The 17,668-nt window shown below is 64.3% G+C and carries 18 protein-coding genes and 1 pseudogene; 9 read left to right on the top strand and 10 right to left on the bottom strand.

The features are described from left to right. The 7 genes and pseudogenes from CR103_RS16940 to CR103_RS16910 form a co-directional block, all read right to left on the bottom strand. Positions 1–211: pseudogene (locus CR103_RS16940) on the bottom strand (efflux transporter periplasmic adaptor subunit); the annotation flags it as partial. Positions 212–450: 239 nt separating this feature from the next. Continuing rightward, entirely contained in the window at positions 451–2,319 is a 1,869-nt protein-coding gene (sppA, locus tag CR103_RS16935) for a signal peptide peptidase SppA (RefSeq protein WP_099917119.1), read from the bottom strand. A gap of 105 nt (positions 2,320–2,424) precedes the next feature. Beyond that, positions 2,425–2,703: a hypothetical protein gene (locus CR103_RS16930; RefSeq protein WP_229443330.1), complete on the bottom strand. Its 279-nt coding sequence runs from the start codon at positions 2,701–2,703 to the stop codon at positions 2,425–2,427. Between the two features lie 146 nt (positions 2,704–2,849). Continuing rightward, a complete protein-coding gene (locus tag CR103_RS16925; RefSeq protein ID WP_229443321.1) occupies positions 2,850–3,278 on the bottom strand; it encodes a hypothetical protein in 429 nt (142 codons plus the stop codon). Between the two features lie 124 nt (positions 3,279–3,402). After that, positions 3,403–5,109, bottom strand: a complete 1,707-nt coding sequence (locus tag CR103_RS16920; RefSeq protein WP_099917117.1) for an NYN domain-containing protein — start codon at positions 5,107–5,109, stop codon at positions 3,403–3,405. A gap of 50 nt (positions 5,110–5,159) precedes the next feature. Continuing rightward, positions 5,160–5,444, bottom strand: coding sequence for a hypothetical protein (locus CR103_RS24010; RefSeq protein ID WP_099917116.1), 285 nt, complete (start codon positions 5,442–5,444; stop codon positions 5,160–5,162). Positions 5,445–5,489: 45 nt separating this feature from the next. After that, a complete protein-coding gene (locus CR103_RS16910; protein ID WP_099917115.1) occupies positions 5,490–5,909 on the bottom strand; it encodes a DUF1810 domain-containing protein in 420 nt (139 codons plus the stop codon). Positions 5,910–5,959: 50 nt separating this feature from the next. Here CR103_RS16910 and CR103_RS16905 point away from each other — a divergent pair, with 50 nt between their 5' ends. After that, positions 5,960–6,169, top strand: coding sequence for a DUF3820 family protein (locus CR103_RS16905; RefSeq protein ID WP_099917114.1), 210 nt, complete (start codon positions 5,960–5,962; stop codon positions 6,167–6,169). A 10-nt stretch (positions 6,170–6,179) separates the two neighbouring features. Here CR103_RS16905 and CR103_RS16900 read toward each other — a convergent pair whose 3' ends face one another. Both CR103_RS16900 and CR103_RS16895 read right to left on the bottom strand, forming a co-directional pair. Further along, the gene (locus CR103_RS16900; RefSeq protein WP_099917113.1) at positions 6,180–8,315 is read right to left on the bottom strand and encodes a putative bifunctional diguanylate cyclase/phosphodiesterase; all 2,136 of its coding nucleotides are present in this window, start codon (positions 8,313–8,315) and stop codon (positions 6,180–6,182) included. Then, positions 8,308–9,303: an EAL and HDOD domain-containing protein gene (locus tag CR103_RS16895; protein ID WP_099917112.1), complete on the bottom strand. Its 996-nt coding sequence runs from the start codon at positions 9,301–9,303 to the stop codon at positions 8,308–8,310. The genes CR103_RS16900 and CR103_RS16895 overlap by 8 nt, the downstream gene beginning before the upstream one ends. Positions 9,304–9,624: 321 nt before the next feature. On the opposite strand from CR103_RS16895, the gene CR103_RS16890 reads away from it, so the two are divergent. The 8 genes from CR103_RS16890 to CR103_RS16855 all read left to right on the top strand — a co-directional run bounded on the left by CR103_RS16890 (position 9,625) and on the right by CR103_RS16855 (position 16,583). After that, a complete protein-coding gene (locus CR103_RS16890) occupies positions 9,625–10,326 on the top strand; it encodes a pirin family protein (protein WP_099917122.1) in 702 nt (233 codons plus the stop codon). Positions 10,327–10,429: 103 nt separating this feature from the next. Further along, complete coding sequence (ribA, locus tag CR103_RS16885) at positions 10,430–11,074, top strand: GTP cyclohydrolase II (protein WP_099917111.1); 645 nt, start codon at positions 10,430–10,432, stop codon at positions 11,072–11,074. Positions 11,075–11,146: 72 nt separating this feature from the next. Then, complete coding sequence (locus tag CR103_RS16880) at positions 11,147–12,580, top strand: S1 family peptidase (protein ID WP_099917110.1); 1,434 nt, start codon at positions 11,147–11,149, stop codon at positions 12,578–12,580. Further along, positions 12,577–13,557, top strand: a complete 981-nt coding sequence (locus tag CR103_RS16875; protein ID WP_099917109.1) for an FHA domain-containing protein — start codon at positions 12,577–12,579, stop codon at positions 13,555–13,557. The genes CR103_RS16880 and CR103_RS16875 overlap by 4 nt, the downstream gene beginning before the upstream one ends. Positions 13,558–13,629: 72 nt before the next feature. After that, complete coding sequence (locus CR103_RS16870) at positions 13,630–14,691, top strand: sensor histidine kinase (protein WP_099917108.1); 1,062 nt, start codon at positions 13,630–13,632, stop codon at positions 14,689–14,691. Between the two features lie 100 nt (positions 14,692–14,791). After that, positions 14,792–15,235: a LytTR family DNA-binding domain-containing protein gene (locus CR103_RS16865; RefSeq protein WP_229443303.1), complete on the top strand. Its 444-nt coding sequence runs from the start codon at positions 14,792–14,794 to the stop codon at positions 15,233–15,235. 129 nt (positions 15,236–15,364) lie between these two features. Continuing rightward, positions 15,365–15,742 (top strand): acyltransferase family protein, encoded by a 378-nt coding sequence (locus CR103_RS23895; protein WP_099917107.1) that lies wholly within the window; start codon positions 15,365–15,367, stop codon positions 15,740–15,742. 4 nt (positions 15,743–15,746) lie between these two features. Then, positions 15,747–16,583: an acyltransferase family protein gene (locus tag CR103_RS16855; RefSeq protein WP_099917106.1), complete on the top strand. Its 837-nt coding sequence runs from the start codon at positions 15,747–15,749 to the stop codon at positions 16,581–16,583. Between the two features lie 163 nt (positions 16,584–16,746). On the opposite strand, the gene phaP is transcribed toward CR103_RS16855, so the two are convergent. Further along, complete coding sequence (gene phaP, locus CR103_RS16850) at positions 16,747–17,331, bottom strand: TIGR01841 family phasin (RefSeq protein WP_229443301.1); 585 nt, start codon at positions 17,329–17,331, stop codon at positions 16,747–16,749. Positions 17,332–17,668: the final 337 nt, after the last annotated feature.

Here is a 17,668-nt window from a genome sequence, read left to right as displayed (position 1 = left end):
CACCGCCGGGGCGCCCGCCGCCGCCCTGCGCACCCGCGCGCGCCGCGCCGGTAACGTTGCCGGCGCCGCCCGCGGCAGGATGCGTCAGGTGCCAGGCCAGGTAGCCCAGGGCCGCCATCGCGGCCACGGCGATGACGCTGCCGATGACCCGGCCGCGCCGGCTGCGTGACGGCGGAAGTGACTTGGTGGTAATGACAGGCGGGCGATCCATGGTTTTCCTTGAGCAAAAACATAACAACATACAGAAAAACTTTACCATGGCGAGCGGATTCTCTTTGTTTCGCACCAAACACAAGCCATCACAAAAATAGCCTGCATACGGGTCAAAATACGGACCGCTCGGTGAAAAAACAGCCAATAAAAAAACGGCGCGCCCTGGGGACACGCCGTTTTTCTGGTTGCCGTGCAGCGAGGCTACACGACGTTACAAACTCGCTACAACTTGGTCAACTAAGGCATCGAGCACATGCAGTGGGTGACCGCAGCGTACGGCTTGCGCCCGTCGGTCAGCTCCGACAGCCAGCCCAGTTCGCGCGTGACCTCGGCGACGGCGGCCGCCGGCAGGCCCGACGGCAGGCCCGACGGCATCAGTCCCAGCTTTACCTGCAGCGTCAATGCCTGCGCGCTCGACACGCCCAGCATGCCGAGTAGTTGTTCGATGCGCGTATTGTCGCGTTCGATGTAGGCCACCCGGTAGCCGGCCGGCAGCTTGGCGCGGGTGGCGGCCGAGGCCAGCGCATCGCGGTAGGAGCCGAGACGGTCGACCAGGCCGCGTTCCTTGGCCTGGGCGCCGGTCCAGACGCGGCCCTGGCCGACTTCGTCGATCTTCGCCGGCGTGGTCTTGCGCGCTGCCGCCGCCTTGATGGTGAACTCGCTGTAGATGTGGTTGATGCTGCTTTGAACCAGCTGGCCGAAGCGCGGGTCGAGCGGGCGCAGCGGATTGTAGGCGTCGGCCAGCCAGGTGGTGGTCACGCCGGCGGTGTGGATGCCCAGCTTGTCGACGACCTTGTCGGCGGTCGGCAGGATGGCGAACACGCCGATGGAACCGGTGATGGTCGATGGATCGGCGATCACTTCGTCGGCCGCCATCGAGATCCAGTAGCCGCCTGACGCGGCGACGTTGCCCATCGAGACCACCACCGGCTTGCCGGCAGCGCGCGTCAGTTCGAGTTCGCGCCGGATCAGCTCCGAGCCGAACGCGCTGCCGCCGGGCGAATCGACGCGCAGCACGACCGCCTTGATCTGATCGTCTTCGCGCGCGCGGCGGATCATGTTGGAAGTCGACTTGCCGCCGATCGACCCGGGGCTGGCCATGCCGTCGGTGATTTCGCCGGAGGCGACGATGACGCCGACGGCGTCGCCGAACACCTTCGGCCGGTGGCGGACAAGGTATTCGCCAAAGCCGATCTGGCGGAACGATTTTTCTTCGACGTCGAGGGCGCCGCGCTTGATCATCATCGCGCGCAGTTCGTCGCGTGTGACGAGGCCATCGACCAGCTTGGCCGACAGCGACAGCTTGCCGCTGTCGCCTTTGAGCTCTTCCATCAGCTTCGGCAGGTCGTTAATCATCGTCATCACGGCACCTGCCGGCAGCTTGCGGTTTTTTTCCACTTCGGCGGTGTACGTGCCCCACAGCGCGTTGTAGAGGTAGGCGTCGGCCTCGGTCGACGCCTCCGACGGGCCGTTGTTGATGAACGGCTCGGCGAAGCTCTTGTAGGTGCCGACCTTCATCAGGTTGACGGTAACGCCGATCTTGTCGAGCGCATCGCGGTAGTAATTGCGGTGGCGCCCGAAGCCCTTGATGTTCACCATGCCCATCGGGTGCATGTAGACTTCGCTGGCGTGCGAGGCCAGCAGGTACTGGCGCTGGTCGTAACTGTCGCCCCAGGCAATGACCGGTTTGCCGGCCGCCTTGACCCGATCGACGGCGAGGCCGACTTCATTGAGCATCGCCATGCCGGCGCCGTCCATGTCATCGAGCAGCAGCACGACGCTGCCGATGTTGGCGTCAAGCGCGGCGGCGTCGAGCGCGGTCAGGACGTCGCGCAATTGCACCGTTCGCTTGACGTCGCCGCTGACGTTGGCCATCAGCGCATCGCGCACGCTGCCGGTCGACTGCTCGACCAGCGCGCCCTTCAGGTCGAGCACCAGTGCTGTTTTCTGCACCAAAGGCTTGACGCCGCCGCCGAAGATCGCCCACAGCACGATGATCAGGAAAGCGAGAAACAGCAGGTTGAGGATGGTGCGGCGGGTGGCGTCGAGGGCGCGCCAGAACATGCCGGCGCCGCGGCGCAGGGAAGACAGGGGTTTGAAAGGCATCGGTACTCCGGCGGTATGGTCAAGGATCGTTAATAGGACTTGCATGAGACTTGCATGGGACCTGTGCACACTGTAAGCGAAAAACAGTGTGCTGTGGTCAATTCGTCATGCCGGCGCGACCACCACATCAAGTTTTTGCGAGTGGGAAATAGCCCACAAGCCGGCAAACACCGATATGCCATTGACCATCAATAGTTCAAGTCCCAGGCGAGAGCGCCCCAACAAAAATTCCTGATAAAACTCAAGCAGCGCGCCGATGGTCACCACTGGCACCAGGCAGTCGTTCAGTGCGCGCCCGGTCGGGATGCCGAAAGCGAACAAGCCAAGCAGGGGGCCATAGGTATAGCTGGCCAGTTTCAGGATCACGCCGATCCGTTTGAACACCAGCAGCAGCGCACCTTGGCCGCTTCAAGCCGGTTACAAAAAAGTAAGGCCGGCAAGATAGGGGGCCAGTGCGGCTGTTGTGTCGGCTATGCAAGGCCGACGGGAAATGCACGCGGCGACCCCATTTTCTCAGCGCCGCACAACCCTCAAATCCCCTCCCCCCGCACCCGCTCGAACGGCCCGACGCACGTTTCCATCGATTCGGTCGCGCACATCAAAAAAATTTCGCCGGACGGATGAAAGCGCAGGAAATTGGTCGCCCTTGTGCCCACCATCATCACCTCGCCTGAACAAGCCTGCTTGCCGTTGTCCTTGGTGATGGTGTCTTCAAGCTTGTAGAAGCCCTTTTCGCTGGGGATGGAGGGAATGTCGAACTCGCTTTCCGAGACCTCGCGCGCACTGGTGACGAGGCTGGTGCCATCGCCGCGGAAGCGGTAGGTTTCCGCGCAACGGCCGTCGCCGACGGCTAGGCGCCAGACGCCGACGATCGGGTGATTGGCAGCGAGCGGCGGCTTTGCTTGCGCCGCGTGGAAAACCAGTGCAAGCGACACCATTACCCCGGCAAACGAACGCATGGCGTACTCCTTCACATCAGATTTGGCATGTCCCTATATTATTAGACAAGCCAGGACGCAAGCAGTTTGCACTGATTTCGAGCCGGGTTCACGCAGTCCGCTGCACGCTCCCGCGCGGCAACAATCAGCCGTTCTCAGGCGCCGCCTTCGGCTTGGCCGGACGGCGGCTGCGGGCGGCCGGCTTGCGCGCGGCCTTGGCCGCGGGCGCGGGACCGGGCACTGCATTGGCCGCTGCGCTGGCCGCTGCATCGGCTGCGGCATCGGCTTCCTCGTCCAGGCTCGCCTTGTCGAACGTCGGCTCGGCCGGCATCGGGCTCACTGACGCCGGCGCCGTATCGGCCGAGCCATTGCCAGCGCCCGCCTTCGCGGCGGCGCCCTTGCGCCCGCCGCGCGGGTTGCGGCCCTTTTCGGCGGCCGGCGGCGGCGGGAAGGGCGACTCGTCGTTCCACGCCGCCGTTTCTTGCGCCGGCTCGGCCGGCATGAGCGCTGGCGCATCTTCCTGCGCCGATGCCGGTTCCACTGCCACCGGGGTGCGGAAATCGGTCCGTCCAGCACGGCCGCGGCGACGCGGCTCGATCTGGGCGGGGGATGCTTCGGCAACGTCGAGCGTTTCAGCCGCTTGCGGCGCGCTTTCCTGTGCAGCCTGCGGCGCCTGCTCGACTTCGGCCGCGGTATCGCTCACCACTTCGCCAACCGGCGTGCGGAAGTCGCTGCGCCCTCCCCGTCCGCGACCGCGGCCACGGCCACGTGGTTCCGGCGTTGCTGCCGCCTCTTCAAACGCCTCCTCGGCCGCTTCTTCGAATTGCTCCGGGTCGGCGTCCGCATCGTAGGTGATGGCGGCGGCGGCGCTGGCCATCTGCTCGACCTGCGCGCTCAGCGACGACGCGGGACGTTCGTTGCGTTCGTTGCGCTCGCTGCGTTCGTTGCGCTCGCTGCGTTCGCTGCGTTCGTTGCGCTCGTTGCGCTCGTTGCGCTCGTTGCGCTCGCTGCGATAGACATAGGCGCCCGATTTCTCGTCGCGACCGAATTCAAGCATGCCGCGCGCCTGCGCTTCCTCGAGCAGGTTGCCGAAGGTGCGAAAGCCGAAATACGTTTCGTTGAAATCGGGACGGCGGCGCTTGAGCGTGTCCTTCAGCAGCGAAGCCCAGATCTTGCCGCTGTCGCCGCGCTCGGAGACGAGGGCGTCGAACATTTCGACCACCATCTCGATCGCCTGCGACTTGCGCGCTTCGAGTTCTTCCTTGCGCTTGTTGCTTTCCTTGTTGTTTTCCTTATTGTTTTCGTCGAGCGCGCGCTTCGGCTGGGCGGTTGGCTGCGCCTTGCGCTCGTCGCGCTTGGCGGCGGCGCGCTTGACTTCGCGCACCAGGTCATCGTAAAAAATAAATTCGTCGCAGCCCGCCACCAGCAGGTCCGAAGTCGACTGCTTGACGCCGACGCCGATCACCTGCTTATTATTTTCGCGCAGCTTCGACACCAGCGGCGAAAAGTCCGAATCGCCCGAGATGATGACAAAGGTGTTGACGTGCGATTTGGTGTAGCACAGGTCGAGTGCATCGACGACCAGCCGGATGTCGGCCGAGTTCTTGCCGGACTGGCGGACGTGGGGAATTTCGATCAGTTCGAAGTTCGCTTCGTGCATGGTGGCCTTGAAGCCCTTGTAGCGCTCCCAGTCGCAGTACGCCTTCTTGACGACGATGCTGCCCTTGAGCAGGAGCCGTTCGAGAACCAGCTTGATGTCGAATTTTTCGTAGTTCGCGTCGCGCACGCCGAGGGCGACGTTTTCGAAATCGCAGAACACCGCCATGCTGATGTTATCGGGGGATGAAGCCATAATGTTGTTCTCTGAAGAGGTGTGGATGTGGGTGTCAAGCAATTTCCGGATTATACGCAAAGCACGGGGCAACGACATATGGTCGTGCAGCGGCGTCGACTGGCCGGGCCCCAGACCAAGCGGGCCACCGAAAAACGCTCGAGCCGATCGCAGTGCAGCAGGTACTGCTGATAGCGTTGCGGGGAACTGGCGGCAAACTGCGGCAGCAGCCAGTCGTCGTGCGCGATCAGTTCGGCCAGCAAGGCGCGGCCGTCGACGAAGATGCGCTGCTCCGCCTGGTCGGCCTGGCGGGTGAAGCAGCGTACGAAATCACGGAGCCGCGCGATGTTGGTCATGGTGGGGCCAATATAGCATGCGGCGCAGCCCGCTTAGGTCGGCGTTTACAGCAGAGCGACGGTCGCCTGGTCCGGCTCGCCGTCGAAAAACTTGTTGATGCAATCCTGGAATACCTCCTCATCCGGTGCGATTTCGGCGAACAGCGTCATCGACGAATGGAGTTTGAGGTCGTCGGGCGGCGCGAAGATCTCGGCCACCTCCTTGCCGTCGATCGCCAGCGCCAGCGCGCCGCATTCGCGCAGGCGCGCGCCGAGCAGCGGATGGGCCAGGTAGGCGGCGGCCTCGTCGGCAGACGCGATGGCGAACTCGCGCGCCGTCGCGCTGCGCCCGAGGCCGGCAAGTTGCGGAAAGATGAACCACATCCAGTGGCTGGCCTTGCGGCCGGACTTGAGTTCCTTGACGACGGTGGAATAGACCGCCGCTTGTGCTTCGACGAAGCGCTCGAGGTTGAATCGCTTATCCATTCGCTTTCCTTCGGCTGAAATGTGAACACCTACGTGCTAAAGTGATCCCCATGAAACCCGAACACCTGCAACTGCTGCTGACGCGCGAAATGCCGTATGGAAAACACAAAGGCCGCAAGCTCGCTGACCTGCCGGGTCATTACTTAGGCTGGTTTGCGCGCGAAGGGTTCCCGCGCGGCGAGCTCGGTGAACTGCTGGCGCTGATGTACGAACTCGATCACAACGCCCTGCGCGGCCTGCTCGACCCGCTGCGCCGCTAAGTCACCGCGATCAAGCCTGGTTGGCGCGGGCGACCGTTAGCCGTTTGCCGTTGCGCAGCATGAGGGCAAAATCGACGGCGGGGACGGCGGGGCTGAACAGCCAGCCTTGCAGCTGGTCGCAGCCGAGGTCGCGCAGGAAGGCCATCTGCTCGGCCGTTTCGACGCCTTCGGCCACGATCTCCTGGCGCAGCTGCTGCGCCATGGTAACGATGGCGCGCGCGATGGCGCAGTCGTTTTCTTCATCCGGCAAGCCGATGACGAACGAGCGGTCGATCTTGAGCGTACTGATCGGGAATTTTTTCAGGTAGGCGAGGCTGGAGTAGCCGGTGCCGAAGTCGTCCAGCGCCAGCGCCAGTCCCATCGCCACGAGCTCGTTCATGATGGCGATAACGTTGTCAAAGCCGCCCACCAGCAGGCTTTCGGTGATCTCGAGCATGATCTGCTCGGGCTGCACGCCGTGCCGCTCGAGCACGTCCTGGATGCGCGCCGGCAGGCGCCGGTCGAACTGGCGTGCCGACATGTTCACCGCCACCGGCGGCATCGCCAGGCCGCAATCCTTCCATGCGCGGATCTGGCGGCAGGCTTCTTCCAGCACCCAGTTGCCGACCTCGAAAATGAGGCCGGTTTCCTCGGCCAGCGGGATGAAGTCGTTGGGCGAAATCATGCCGCGCTCGGGGTGGCGCCAGCGGATCAGCGCTTCGGCGCCGACGATGCGCCCGCTGCGCAAACTGACCTTCGGCTGGTAGTGCAGCTCGAGCTGGCCGCCGGCCAGCGCGGCGCGCAATTCCGTCTCGAGCCGCAAGTGGTCCTTGGCGCGCTGGTCCATCTCTGCGCTGTAGAACAGGAACGTTTCGTCGGCGTCCCGCTGCACCTTGGCCATGGCGACGTCGGCGAAGCGCAGCAGCGAGGCGGTGTCGGTGCTGTCCTCCAGGTAGACGGCAATGCCGATGTGGGCGCCGACGCGCAGGCTGTGGGCGTCGATCAGTACTGGCTGCGCCAGTGTGGCGAGCAGCTTGCGGGCGACGATGCCGGCGTGCTCGCGCTTTTCGATCTTGGGCAGCGCGACGGCGAACTTGCTGCCATCGATGCGCGCCAGGATGTCGGCGTCGCGCAGCGCAGCGCGAAAGCGGCGCCCGATCTCGCACAGCAGTTCGCTGGCGATGTCGTGGCCGAGCGTGTCGCTGACGACGCCGATGCGGTCCACTTCGATCACCATCAGCGCGCCGTATTCGCGCGCGCGCCGCGCTTCACTGAGCATCTGGTCGACCAGGTGGCTGAACAGGCTGCGGTTCGGTAGCCCGGTCAGGCTGTCGTAGTTGGCCATGCGCTGCATGCGCGCTTCGGCATCCTTGTGCACGCTGATGTCGGAAAACAGCGAAAAGGTGTGAGTGATGTCGCCACGCGCATCGCGCACCACGCTGATCGTCACCGACTGCGGAAACAGCTCGCCGTTCTTGCGCTTGCCGACGATCTCGCCGCGCCACGGACCATGGCCCTGCATCGCGGCGCGCACCTTGGCATACAGTTCGGCGTCGTGCACGCCCGAGCGCAGCAGGTCGGGCGTCTGGCCGATCGATTCGGCCGGGGTATAGCCGGTGATGCGGGTAAATGCGCCGTTGATCGAGACAATCCGCTCGAAGGCGTCGGTGATCAGGACGCCCTGGTCGCTGTCTTCGATGATGCGGCCATGCAGGCGCACCTTGTCCTCGGCGCTGAGCGGGTCGGCCAGCGGCGATAACTGCACCAGCATGCCGGCCGCCTCGCCGTCGTCGTCGTGGATCATCGACAGCGCCATCGCGACACGGATCACTTCACCGCTTTGTTTGCGCCGCCGTACTTCGACCGGCGCACCGCCCTGCTGCATGAGCAATTCGACCATGCCGTCCTCGTCGGCGTCTTCAGCGTCCAAAAACAGTGCGTGCCGGCCGAGCGCTTCGGCCTCGGTGTAACCGAACAGCGCTTCGGCGCCGCGGTTCCAGCCGGTCAGGTAGCCGGCCAGGTCGAGCGCGACGACCGCTTGCTGCACGGGCCCGATGTCGATGATCGCCGCTTCCAGCGCGCTCAAGGTCTGCTCGAGCGCGGCGCCCGCCTGCGCGCGCGCCGCGCGCACCAGGGCCAGGCAGCCGTCGAGCTTGGACTCAAGCATTCGGCTGGCCCGAGATTTCGCGCAGTGCCGCCTGCATCCAGATCGCAGCGTCGACCATCGCGTCGTTGAATTCTTGGCGCGGGATCTGCAAGGCGTCGAGCCGGGCGGCCACGCCCTCCAGGTCGCCGCGCTCGGCCGTTTCGAACAGCGCCAGCAGCGCGCCAAGCTCGCCTTCGCGCCGCAGCAGCGCGGCATGCACCGCTTCGCCCAGCGCCAGCGGCGCCAACAATTCGCCCAGCGGCATGCCGAACAACACGCCGAGCAGCGAGAACATGCCGGTCATGAAGCCTTGTTCCTGGGTGTTCTTGTCCAGTCCGCCCGACTTGGCGAGCAGCTCGAGCGCGCGGGCGCGCAGCGCGACGCGCGAGAGCAGCATGGCCGAGCGGACGTCGTCTTGGCGCGCGGCGAACAGCATCAGGTTGAGCCAGCGGCGCAGTTGCTGACGCCCGAGCATCAGCAGCGCCTGTGCGAAGCTGGTGATGCGCCGGCCGCTGCCGACGCCAAGCGAATTAACCAGCCGCAGCAGGTTGTACGACAGCGTCGGGTCGCGCCGCAGCAGCGCTTCGATTTCGTGGGTGTCGGCGTCGGCGGCGACCAGTTGCACCATCTGTAGCGCATGGACGCGGGACGCGGCCTGGGCGCTGGAAGACTTCGGCGGCGGCGCCATGCACCAGTCGCCGTCGACCCAGGCTACCTCCGGCGCCAGCAGCTCGATGGCCAGGCGGTCGTCGATCCGGCACACCGATCCGCCAGCGAGCGGCTGCCAGCCGGTGTCCTGCAAGGCCGCCCCCAGCGCGGGGTCAAGCTGCGATTGATAAAAGCAGGCCAGGCTGGCGGACAGGCCGGCGAAAGCTTCACTGCCGAACAGTGGCAACACACCGGCAGCGTCGGCGTCAAAGCCAAGGTCGAGCAGCAAGCCGGCTGGCTTGCCGCCGCGCTCGGCCAAAACGCGAAAAAACACCAGGGGAAGAGGATTCGAAAAAGTCATTTGTTACTTGCCAAATCTACACAGTTAACGACTATATTAACCTGAAAATATTGATTCAAGCCAAGATTGTAATGACACTGTGCATGCCTTGTCGCCCGTACAAATTTGCCAGTTAGTAACGGCGATGAAAACCAGCCTGCGCGCTTGGCCATGAGCGTTCGAAATTTTCGATCATAGGACCCAACACTATCCGTTTTTTAATTGTCGAGTTCCCGCCTATACTCGTTCCATTGGTGCGGCGCACATCGGCTTTTTCGAGAAGCGCGGCAGCAGACTACATCGAAATTATTGCACGTCGATAGACGAGAAATGGAGCAACTCATGTTACAGGTTCGAAAAAGCGAAGACCGCGGCAATGCCGACCACGGTTGGCTGCAATCGAAGCATACGTTCTCGTTCGGCGACTACGTCGACCGCAACCATACCGGCTTCGGACCGCTGCTTGTCATTAATGAAGACCGGGTAGCCCCCGGCCAGGGCTTTGGCAGCCACAGCCACCGCGACATGGAAATCATCTCCTACGTGCTGGAAGGCGCGCTTGAGCACAAGGACAGCATCGGCACCGGCTCGGTGCTGCATTACGGCGACGTCCAGCGCATGAGCGCCGGTTCGAGCGTGCGGCACAGCGAATTCAATGGCTCGAAGACGGAGCCGGTGCACTTCCTGCAAATCTGGATTCAACCGAACGTGACCGGCATCGCCCCCAGCTACGAAGAAAAGCATTTCACCCCGCAGACGAAACAGGGCCGGCTGCGGCTGGTGGCGTCGAACGATGGCCGTGAAGATTCGGTGCTGATCCACCAGGACGCCGCCCTCTACGCCGCCCTCCTGGGGCCGCACGACCATCTCGAACACAGGCTCGCGCCTGGCCGCACCGGCTATGTCCACGTGATCCGCGGACAAGTCACCGTCAACGGCCTGGTCCTGGCCGGCGGCGATGCGCTCAAGCTCAGCGCCGAGGCGGTGATCGTGCTGGGCCAGGCCGAGAATGCCGAAGTGCTGGTGTTCGACTTGCCATATTGAGCTTTACAGTCGCTTGAATTGCCTGTGGACAGCCTTGCCGTCTACGGGCAGGACTGTTTTCCGCTACACTTGCGGCTACAGAAATAGACTCGAGAACTCCGCCATGCCCGTCACCGCCAATGAAGAATTGCTGGACTACGCCACGTCGTGCGCCCTGCCGACGCCGTGGGCCCAGTTCACGTTGCACGCCTTTGTCGAACACGCCACCGGCAAGGAACACCTGGCCATGACGCTCGGCGACATCGGCGACGGCGAACCGGTGCTGGCCCGCGTGCATTCCGAATGCCTGACCGGCGACGTGCTGTTTTCGCAGCGCTGCGATTGCGGCGCCCAGCTCGAAGGAGCGCTGCGCAAGATCGCCGCCGAGGGTCGCGGCATTTTGCTGTACCTGCGCCAGGAAGGGCGCGGCATCGGCCTGGTCAACAAAATGCGCGCCTACCGCCTGCAGGAAGCCGGCGTCGACACGGTGGAAGCGAACCTGCAGCTCGGTTTCCACGCCGACGCCCGCAATTACACGCTGTGCCAGCCGATGTTCGCCCAGTTCGGCATCACCCGCCTGCGCCTGATGACGAACAACCCGCGCAAGATCGACGCGCTGGAAAAACTCGGCATCGAGGTGGCCGAACGGGTGCCGCTGCTGGTCAACCGCAACGCGTTCAACAACAGCTACCTTAATACCAAAGAGGCCAAGCTGGGCCACTTGATGACGCCGCTGGCGGAAGCGGTCGCCGAAGACGGCGAGCTGTAGGGGTCGCCCGGTCGCGCAAGATACGTTATGCTGGTGGCAAGATCGCAAACATGTCTTGTTACTGAGGATTGCATGAAATTTGTATTGCCCGCCGCCTTTTTGGCCTGCTTGTGCGCCGCCGCGCTTGCCACGGCGCAATCGGCGCGCCAGAGCCCGCAACAGACTGCGAACCAGCGCGCGCCGCTGACCAACCCGGCCCCGGCCCAAACGCTGGCGCCGGCGATCCAGCCTGGCGGCCCGCCCGCGGCCACGCCCCCCACCGAAGACGAGGCCAACCCGGCGCTGCCGCTGCCGTCATCGGCGGCGCAGAACCTGTACGCCAAGGCCAAGGCCGACCTGCTGCAGATTCGCATGCTGCTCAAAAACGGGCGCAGCCAGTCGACGGTCGGCTCCGGCTTCATGGTCGGCACCAGCAACCTGGTGCTGACCAACTACCACGTGGTGTCGCAGATGGCGCTCGACCCGGACGTGTATATCGGCGAATACGTCGACACCGACGGCAAGCGCGGCCCGGTCGAACTGCTGGCGGTCGACGTGCTGCACGACCTGGCGGTGGTGCGCATCAACCGCGAGGGGACAGGCTTTTTCAACCTGCCGGAAAAGCTGGCCAAGCTGACACAGGGCCAGTACCTGTATTCGCTCGGCAATCCGCTCGACCTCGGCTTCGCCATTTCGGAAGGCTCGTACAACGGCGTCATCACACGCAGCTTCTACGACCAGTTGATGTTTACCGGCCCGATCAACTCGGGCATGAGCGGCGGCCCCAGCGTGACGGTATCGGGCGACGTCGCCGGCGTCAACGTGTCGAAGCGGCGCGACGGTGAACTGGTCAGCTTCCTGGTGCCGGTGCGCTATGCCCAGGAATTGCTGAAAAAAGTCGCGCTTCAAACCGCGCCGCCGAAGGACTTCAACCCGCTGATCGGCCAGCAGCTGCTGGCGCACCAGAAGGCGATGGTTGACCGCCTGCTCGATGCGCCGCTGGCGACCAAGATGATGGGACCCTACCTGGTGCCGGTGCGCGAATCCGAGCAGGTGCGCTGCTGGGGGCGCTCGAACGTGAAAGCCGAAGCGTCGTTCACCGCCGACACCATCAGCTGCTCGATGGAGTCGGCAATCTTCGTGTCGGAGTCGCAGCAGACCGGCCACATGGCGATGACCCACCAGTACGTGCGCTCGGCAAGCCTCGACAAGATACGCTTCTCGGTGCTCGCCACCACCCTGTTCAAGGTCGACAACCTCGGATCGAACAAGGACACGCGCCTGACCGGCCCATCTTGCACCGAACAGTTCGTCGTCACCCGCAGCGTGCCGCTGCGGGCCGTCACCTGCGTGCGCGCCTACCGCAAATTCGCCGGCCTGTACAATTTTACCTTGATGACCGCCACCACCGACGACGCCAAGGCCAGCCTGCAAAGCCGCATCGACGTCTCCGGCGTGTCGTACGAAAACGGCATGCGCACCACCCGCGCCTTTCTCGACACGTTGGGGCGCGGGAGCCGACAATGACCGCCTCTTATTTCGTCGAAACGCTGGCGCGCAACGGCGACGTGCTGCACCGTCACCAGGTCGGGTCGCTGCCGATCCGCCTCGGGCGCGGCTACGACAACGACTTCATCGTCGACGACTCGCACTGCGCCGCGCGCCACGCCATCATTGAATCGGACCCTGACGGACGCCTGGTGCTGCGCGACCTGGGCACCCGGAACGGCGTAGTCCACCAGGGCAAGCGCAAATCGAGCCTGGTGATGAGCGGCGACACCGTGGTCAGGCTCGGCCACACCATGCTGCGCGTGCGCGCCGCCGACTTCCCGGTGCCCGACGAGCAGCTCGACCGTACCATGCACGCGTGGGAAGGCGGCATGCCCGGCCTGGTCGGCATGTTCCTGATCGGGGTGTTTTCGGTACTGACCGTGTGGCTCAACGACACCCAGTCGTTCCAGCTGATCCGCTACCTGCAGGCACTGGCGTACGGCATCGCTGCCGGCCTGGTGTGGGGCGGCGCGTGGGCCTTCGCCAACCGCCTGTTTGGCCGCCATGCGCGGCTCGGGCGCCACCTGTTCATCTTCGGTTGCGGCTTCGCCGCCGTCACCGTCTTCAAGCTGTTGTCGAGCGTGGTGGCGTATTCGTTTTCGTTCGAGGCGATCACGCGCTATGGCTCGCATGTGGCAATTTTGCTGGTGGCCGGCATGCTGTACTTCCACCTGTCCACCGTCAAGCCGAACAACGCCCGCAAGTTCGCCGTGACCTGCTGCATTATTGCGCTACTCGGCTCCGGCCTGACCCTGATCAGCAACGAGCAGCGCAGCGGACGGCTTGGCGATGAACTTTATATGTCGGTGCTGCTGCCGCCGACGATGCGGGTCGCGGGCGACCACCAGGTTGGCGAGTTTATGGACAAGGTCGGCGCCATGAAGGCCCGGCTCGACGCCGAGCGCACGCGCAAGGTCAATGACGGCGCCGTCGACGATGACGACGACGCCTAAAGGCAGCAGCGGCAGCAGCGGCAGCAGCGTCGGCTTGCGGACTGGTTGTCGCCCCGTTCCCTGCCCCGCGTGATGACCCGCGCCCGCCTCGCCTTCGGCCTCGCCTATTTCCTGTTCTGGATGCTGCTCGCCTGGGTCGCCGTGCAAGATTATTTGCGCAATCAGGACGGCGACGCGCTGTGGCAGCCGCTCCTGTGGGAGAGCTCGTCGATGCTGGTGGTAACAAGCCTGCTGCTGGTGCAGCACCATTTCACGCGGCGCCACGCCTACCTGCTGGCGCGGCCGTGGCGCTGGTTCGCCATCCAGGCATTGTGGCTGCCGTTCTTCTGGCTGTTATTCACGCCGCTCGCCTTCGGCATCCGCCACGCGGCCTACGCGCTGGCCAATTCGACCTACACGCACCGGCCATGGCCGGAGCTGTTCGTCTACGAGTCGCTCAAGATCAGCGTTTTCATCGGCCTGTTCACGGTGATCCGGTTCGGTCTGCTGTCGTACCAGGAGCTGCTAGAGGAAAAATTGCGCGCGGAAACGTCGAACGCCCTGCTGCGCCAGGCCCAGTTGCAGCGCCTGACGCAGCAGATGCAGCCGCATTTCCTGTTCAACGCGCTCAATACGGTGTCGTCGCTGATGCACACCGATGTCGACCGGGCCGATGCCACCCTGAACGGGCTGGCCGACGTGCTGCGCGCCACGTTGGATGCCGGCGAACTGCACGAAACGCCGCTATCGAGCGAACTGCGGCTGGTGCGCGGTTATGCGCAGGTCATGCAGCAGCGTTATGGCGACCGGCTCGACATCGCCTGGCGCATCGACGACGACGCACTCGGCTGCATGCTGCCGTTAATGAGCATCCAGCCGTTGTTGGAAAACATCTTCAAGCACACCGTCGAACGGCGCCGCGAGCCGACCCGCATCACGGTGTCGGTTGCGCGCGAGGGCGGACGGCTGTGCGTGACGCTCGATGACGACAGCGGCGTGCTGGGTGGCGAACACACCACCGGCAGGCCCGGCATCGGCATCAGGAACCTGCGCGAGCGGCTGGCGGTGCTGTACCACGGCGACGCCAGCCTGTCGCTGGTGCAGCTGGCGCCGGCCGGCGTGCGGGCGCGGATGGAGCTGTCGTGCGGGTGCTGATCGTCGACGACGAACGGCCGGCGCGCGACAAGCTGCGCCGCATGCTCGAGCGCGAATCTGACATCGACGCGATCGACGAAGCGCGCGATGGCGTCGATGAATGCCATCGACTACCTGCAAAAGCCCTTCGACCTCGCGCGATTGCAACGCGCGCTGGGACGCCTGCGCGAGCGGCTGGCCGCAGCCCGCAGCCCCTGTGCTGCCGGCCGTCGGCGACGGCCATCCGGTGCGCCAGTTGCTGGTGACCGAGCGCGGCATGACGCGGGTGGTGCGCGTCGAGCAGATCGGCTGGATCGAGACGGCCGACAATTACGTCGTGCTGCACTGCGCGCTCGAGCATCGGCTGATGCGCCAGACCTTGGGCGGCTTGCTCGACAAGCTCGGCGCGGGCTTTGCGCGCTGCCACCGGCGCGCGGCGGTGCAACTGAGCTGGATCGAGCACGTCGTCGCGCTCGACAAGGGCGATTGCGAGCTGGTGCTGCGCGGCGGCGCGCGCGTTCCGTGCAGCCGCCAGTACCGTCCGGGCGTGATCCAACGGCTCTAGCAGCACTGCTTCAGAAGGTGGCAAAACACCGGCCCGCCCCACCCACGTCCCGCTTCGCCCCATTTTGCTGGCGCACGCGCGGGGGGCTCGGCTAGTCTGGAATTTGTTTCCACCACCAGACAGATTGCCATGAACCCTGCCGACATCGACCACCGCGCCCGCCTGTACTTTCTCGATTGGGTGCGCATCGTCGCCTTCTTCGTCCTCATCCTCTACCACGTCGGGATGGTTTACGTGACGTGGGGCTGGCACGTCAAAAGCCCGTTCGCCAGCGACACGCTGGAGTCGTATATGTTCCTGTCGTCGCCGTGGCGGCTCGGCCTGCTGTTCCTGGTTTCCGGGGCGGCGTCGCGCTTCATGCTGGTCAAATGCAGTGCCTGCGCGTTCATGCGCCAACGCAGCTGGCGGCTGCTGGTGCCGCTGCTGTTCGGCATGCTGCTGATCGTTCCGCCGCAGCCGTATTTCGAGGTCATCGAAAAAGTACGCCTACCAGGGCAGCTATCTTGATTTCATGCAGCTCTACCTGCACAATTACCGCGGCTTCGTCAGCGCTGCCGGCGCCCACCTGATCCTGCCGACCTGGAATCACCTGTGGTTCGTCGCCTACCTGTGGGTGTACACGCTGGTACTGGGCGCGCTGGCATTGGCGTTGGGCGGGCGTTTCGACGCCTGGTCGGCGCGTGTGGCCGATTTGCTGATCGGCTGGAAGCTGATCGTGTTGCCGGCGGCGCTACTGGCGCTGGCGCGCGTCCTGCTGCAGCCGCACTTTCCCCAGACGAACGCCCTGTTCGGCGACTGGTACAACCACGCGCTGTACTTTTCCCTGTTCCTGCTCGGCGCCATGCTAGCGTGCCAGCGTCCCGCCTGGGCGCGGTTTGACGCCGGCCGCTGGTATGGCCTGGGCCTCGCGCTGGCTTGCTGGGCCCTGCTGAAGATCTGCTATTCGCTGCCGGATGGACTGGTGCCGGAGCAGGTGTGGACGTGGTTGAACCCGCTGCACCGGACGGTGTACGGCCTGTGTCAATGGAGCGCGATCGTTGCTGCCATCGGCTTCGCGCACCGCCATCTCGATGTCGACAACGCCAGGCGGCGCTATCTGGCGCAGGCAGTGTTCCCGGTGTATATCGTGCACCAGACCCTGATCGTCTCGATGGCGCACGCGCTCAAGCCGGTGCGGTTTGCGCCCGGCATCGAAGCCATTGTGCTGGTGGTGCTGACGTTGACGGCCAGCTTCGCCATCTTCGAGGTGGTGCGCCGCTGTCCGCCGTTGCAGCCGCTGTTCGGCCTCGGCAAGGCGGGGGTCGATGCCGTCAACCACGAGCAGCGGGCCAGGGCGCGTGCTGCCTGACCAGCCCCGGCGGGCGAACTCGACGATTGCAGGCGAAAGAAAGCCGCACCGGAAACCCGGTACAGCCATTTTATTTGGTACTGCCTATTGTCGATGCGGTTTTTTTCAGTGCCGCCTTTTTCCACCGTCGGCCGAGCCCCGGCAAGCCCAGGCGTTGGCCCGCTTACGAATCCTTGCGCGCGCCAGGGGAACCCGGCTTGGACGATTGCCCAGGTTGGCCGGACTGGCCGGACTGGCCGGCAGCACTTTGCTGGCCGCTGTTGGCCGTAGGCGAGTCGCTTGAACCGCCCATATGGCTACCGCCGTTGGCACCCTGCATGCTGGCGGAGCCACCATTGCCGCGTGCCGCGGTGTTCTGGAACGGATCGCTGAACTTGCGCATGGTTTCCTGCTGGGTACGCAGGCCACGCTCGGTTTCTTCGGAAGCGGCGCGCTGCACTTCATCGGCCAAAGCCTTGGCCGTGCGGCTGGTTTCCTGCACGTGCTGCTCGGTCACACGGGCCAGGTCGACCTGGGCATCGGCCGCCACGCGAGAGACATGCTGTTGATAGGCGCGCAGCTTTTCAGCTGCCGGCTGAGCATGCACGCTGGCAGCGCTGAGCGCTTCAGTCGGACGCGATTGGGACATTGCTTGCTGGCTGGCCAGCGTGGTTTCTTCCAGCATGGTCTGGGCCAGCTGGATGTTCAGGTCGCACACTTGCTGAAAAGAATGGAAAAACGATTTCGAGATGTCGTTTACAAACGACATGTGCGCGTCCATATGAGTACGCACAGCGGGGGTAACGGATTGAGCGAATGGATACATTAAAAACCTCAGGAAATGGTCGTAAATTGGATTGCGATGTAGGCGCATGTGGCAGGCTTGACCCGCCGAACGCTTGCGCCATCGCAGCGGCTACATACCGAACGCCTTACATCGCATTTGTATCGAACGCGATGCCGGCCTTCAGCACGAGATACCAAGGCTAGGGCACCACGCTATCGCGGGTTTGATACGAATCAAACGTATTGGGGAACTCGTCAACCGGATCACTCTATGAATTGCAAAGCCGGCGTGATTTTGCTGCGCCGCACCAAAACCGCCT

It is taken from the genome of Massilia psychrophila (genome assembly GCF_002760665.1).
GTDB lineage: Bacteria > Pseudomonadota > Gammaproteobacteria > Burkholderiales > Burkholderiaceae_D > JAFCUW01.
The sequence above is the reverse complement of the archived record's forward strand: the minus strand, read 5'-3'. Positions and strand labels throughout refer to the sequence as shown.

Coding starts and splice junctions, on each gene's coding strand:
- sppA (WP_099917119.1), bottom strand. CDS start 2,319: ATGCCTTTCAAACCCCTGTCTTCCCTGCGCCGCGGCGCCGGCATGTTC.
- CR103_RS16925 (WP_229443321.1), bottom strand. CDS start 3,278: ATGCGTTCGTTTGCCGGGGTAATGGTGTCGCTTGCACTGGTTTTCCAC.
- CR103_RS16920 (WP_099917117.1), bottom strand. CDS start 5,109: ATGGCTTCATCCCCCGATAACATCAGCATGGCGGTGTTCTGCGATTTC.
- CR103_RS24010 (WP_099917116.1), bottom strand. CDS start 5,444: ATGACCAACATCGCGCGGCTCCGTGATTTCGTACGCTGCTTCACCCGC.
- CR103_RS16910 (WP_099917115.1), bottom strand. CDS start 5,909: ATGGATAAGCGATTCAACCTCGAGCGCTTCGTCGAAGCACAAGCGGCG.
- CR103_RS16905 (WP_099917114.1), top strand. CDS start 5,960: ATGAAACCCGAACACCTGCAACTGCTGCTGACGCGCGAAATGCCGTAT.
- CR103_RS16900 (WP_099917113.1), bottom strand. CDS start 8,315: ATGCTTGAGTCCAAGCTCGACGGCTGCCTGGCCCTGGTGCGCGCGGCG.
- CR103_RS16895 (WP_099917112.1), bottom strand. CDS start 9,303: ATGACTTTTTCGAATCCTCTTCCCCTGGTGTTTTTTCGCGTTTTGGCC.
- CR103_RS16890 (WP_099917122.1), top strand. CDS start 9,625: ATGTTACAGGTTCGAAAAAGCGAAGACCGCGGCAATGCCGACCACGGT.
- ribA (WP_099917111.1), top strand. CDS start 10,430: ATGCCCGTCACCGCCAATGAAGAATTGCTGGACTACGCCACGTCGTGC.
- CR103_RS16880 (WP_099917110.1), top strand. CDS start 11,147: ATGAAATTTGTATTGCCCGCCGCCTTTTTGGCCTGCTTGTGCGCCGCC.
- CR103_RS16875 (WP_099917109.1), top strand. CDS start 12,577: ATGACCGCCTCTTATTTCGTCGAAACGCTGGCGCGCAACGGCGACGTG.
- CR103_RS16870 (WP_099917108.1), top strand. CDS start 13,630: ATGACCCGCGCCCGCCTCGCCTTCGGCCTCGCCTATTTCCTGTTCTGG.
- CR103_RS16865 (WP_229443303.1), top strand. CDS start 14,792: ATGCCATCGACTACCTGCAAAAGCCCTTCGACCTCGCGCGATTGCAAC.
- CR103_RS23895 (WP_099917107.1), top strand. CDS start 15,365: ATGAACCCTGCCGACATCGACCACCGCGCCCGCCTGTACTTTCTCGAT.
- CR103_RS16855 (WP_099917106.1), top strand. CDS start 15,747: ATGCAGCTCTACCTGCACAATTACCGCGGCTTCGTCAGCGCTGCCGGC.
- phaP (WP_229443301.1), bottom strand. CDS start 17,331: ATGTCGTTTGTAAACGACATCTCGAAATCGTTTTTCCATTCTTTTCAG.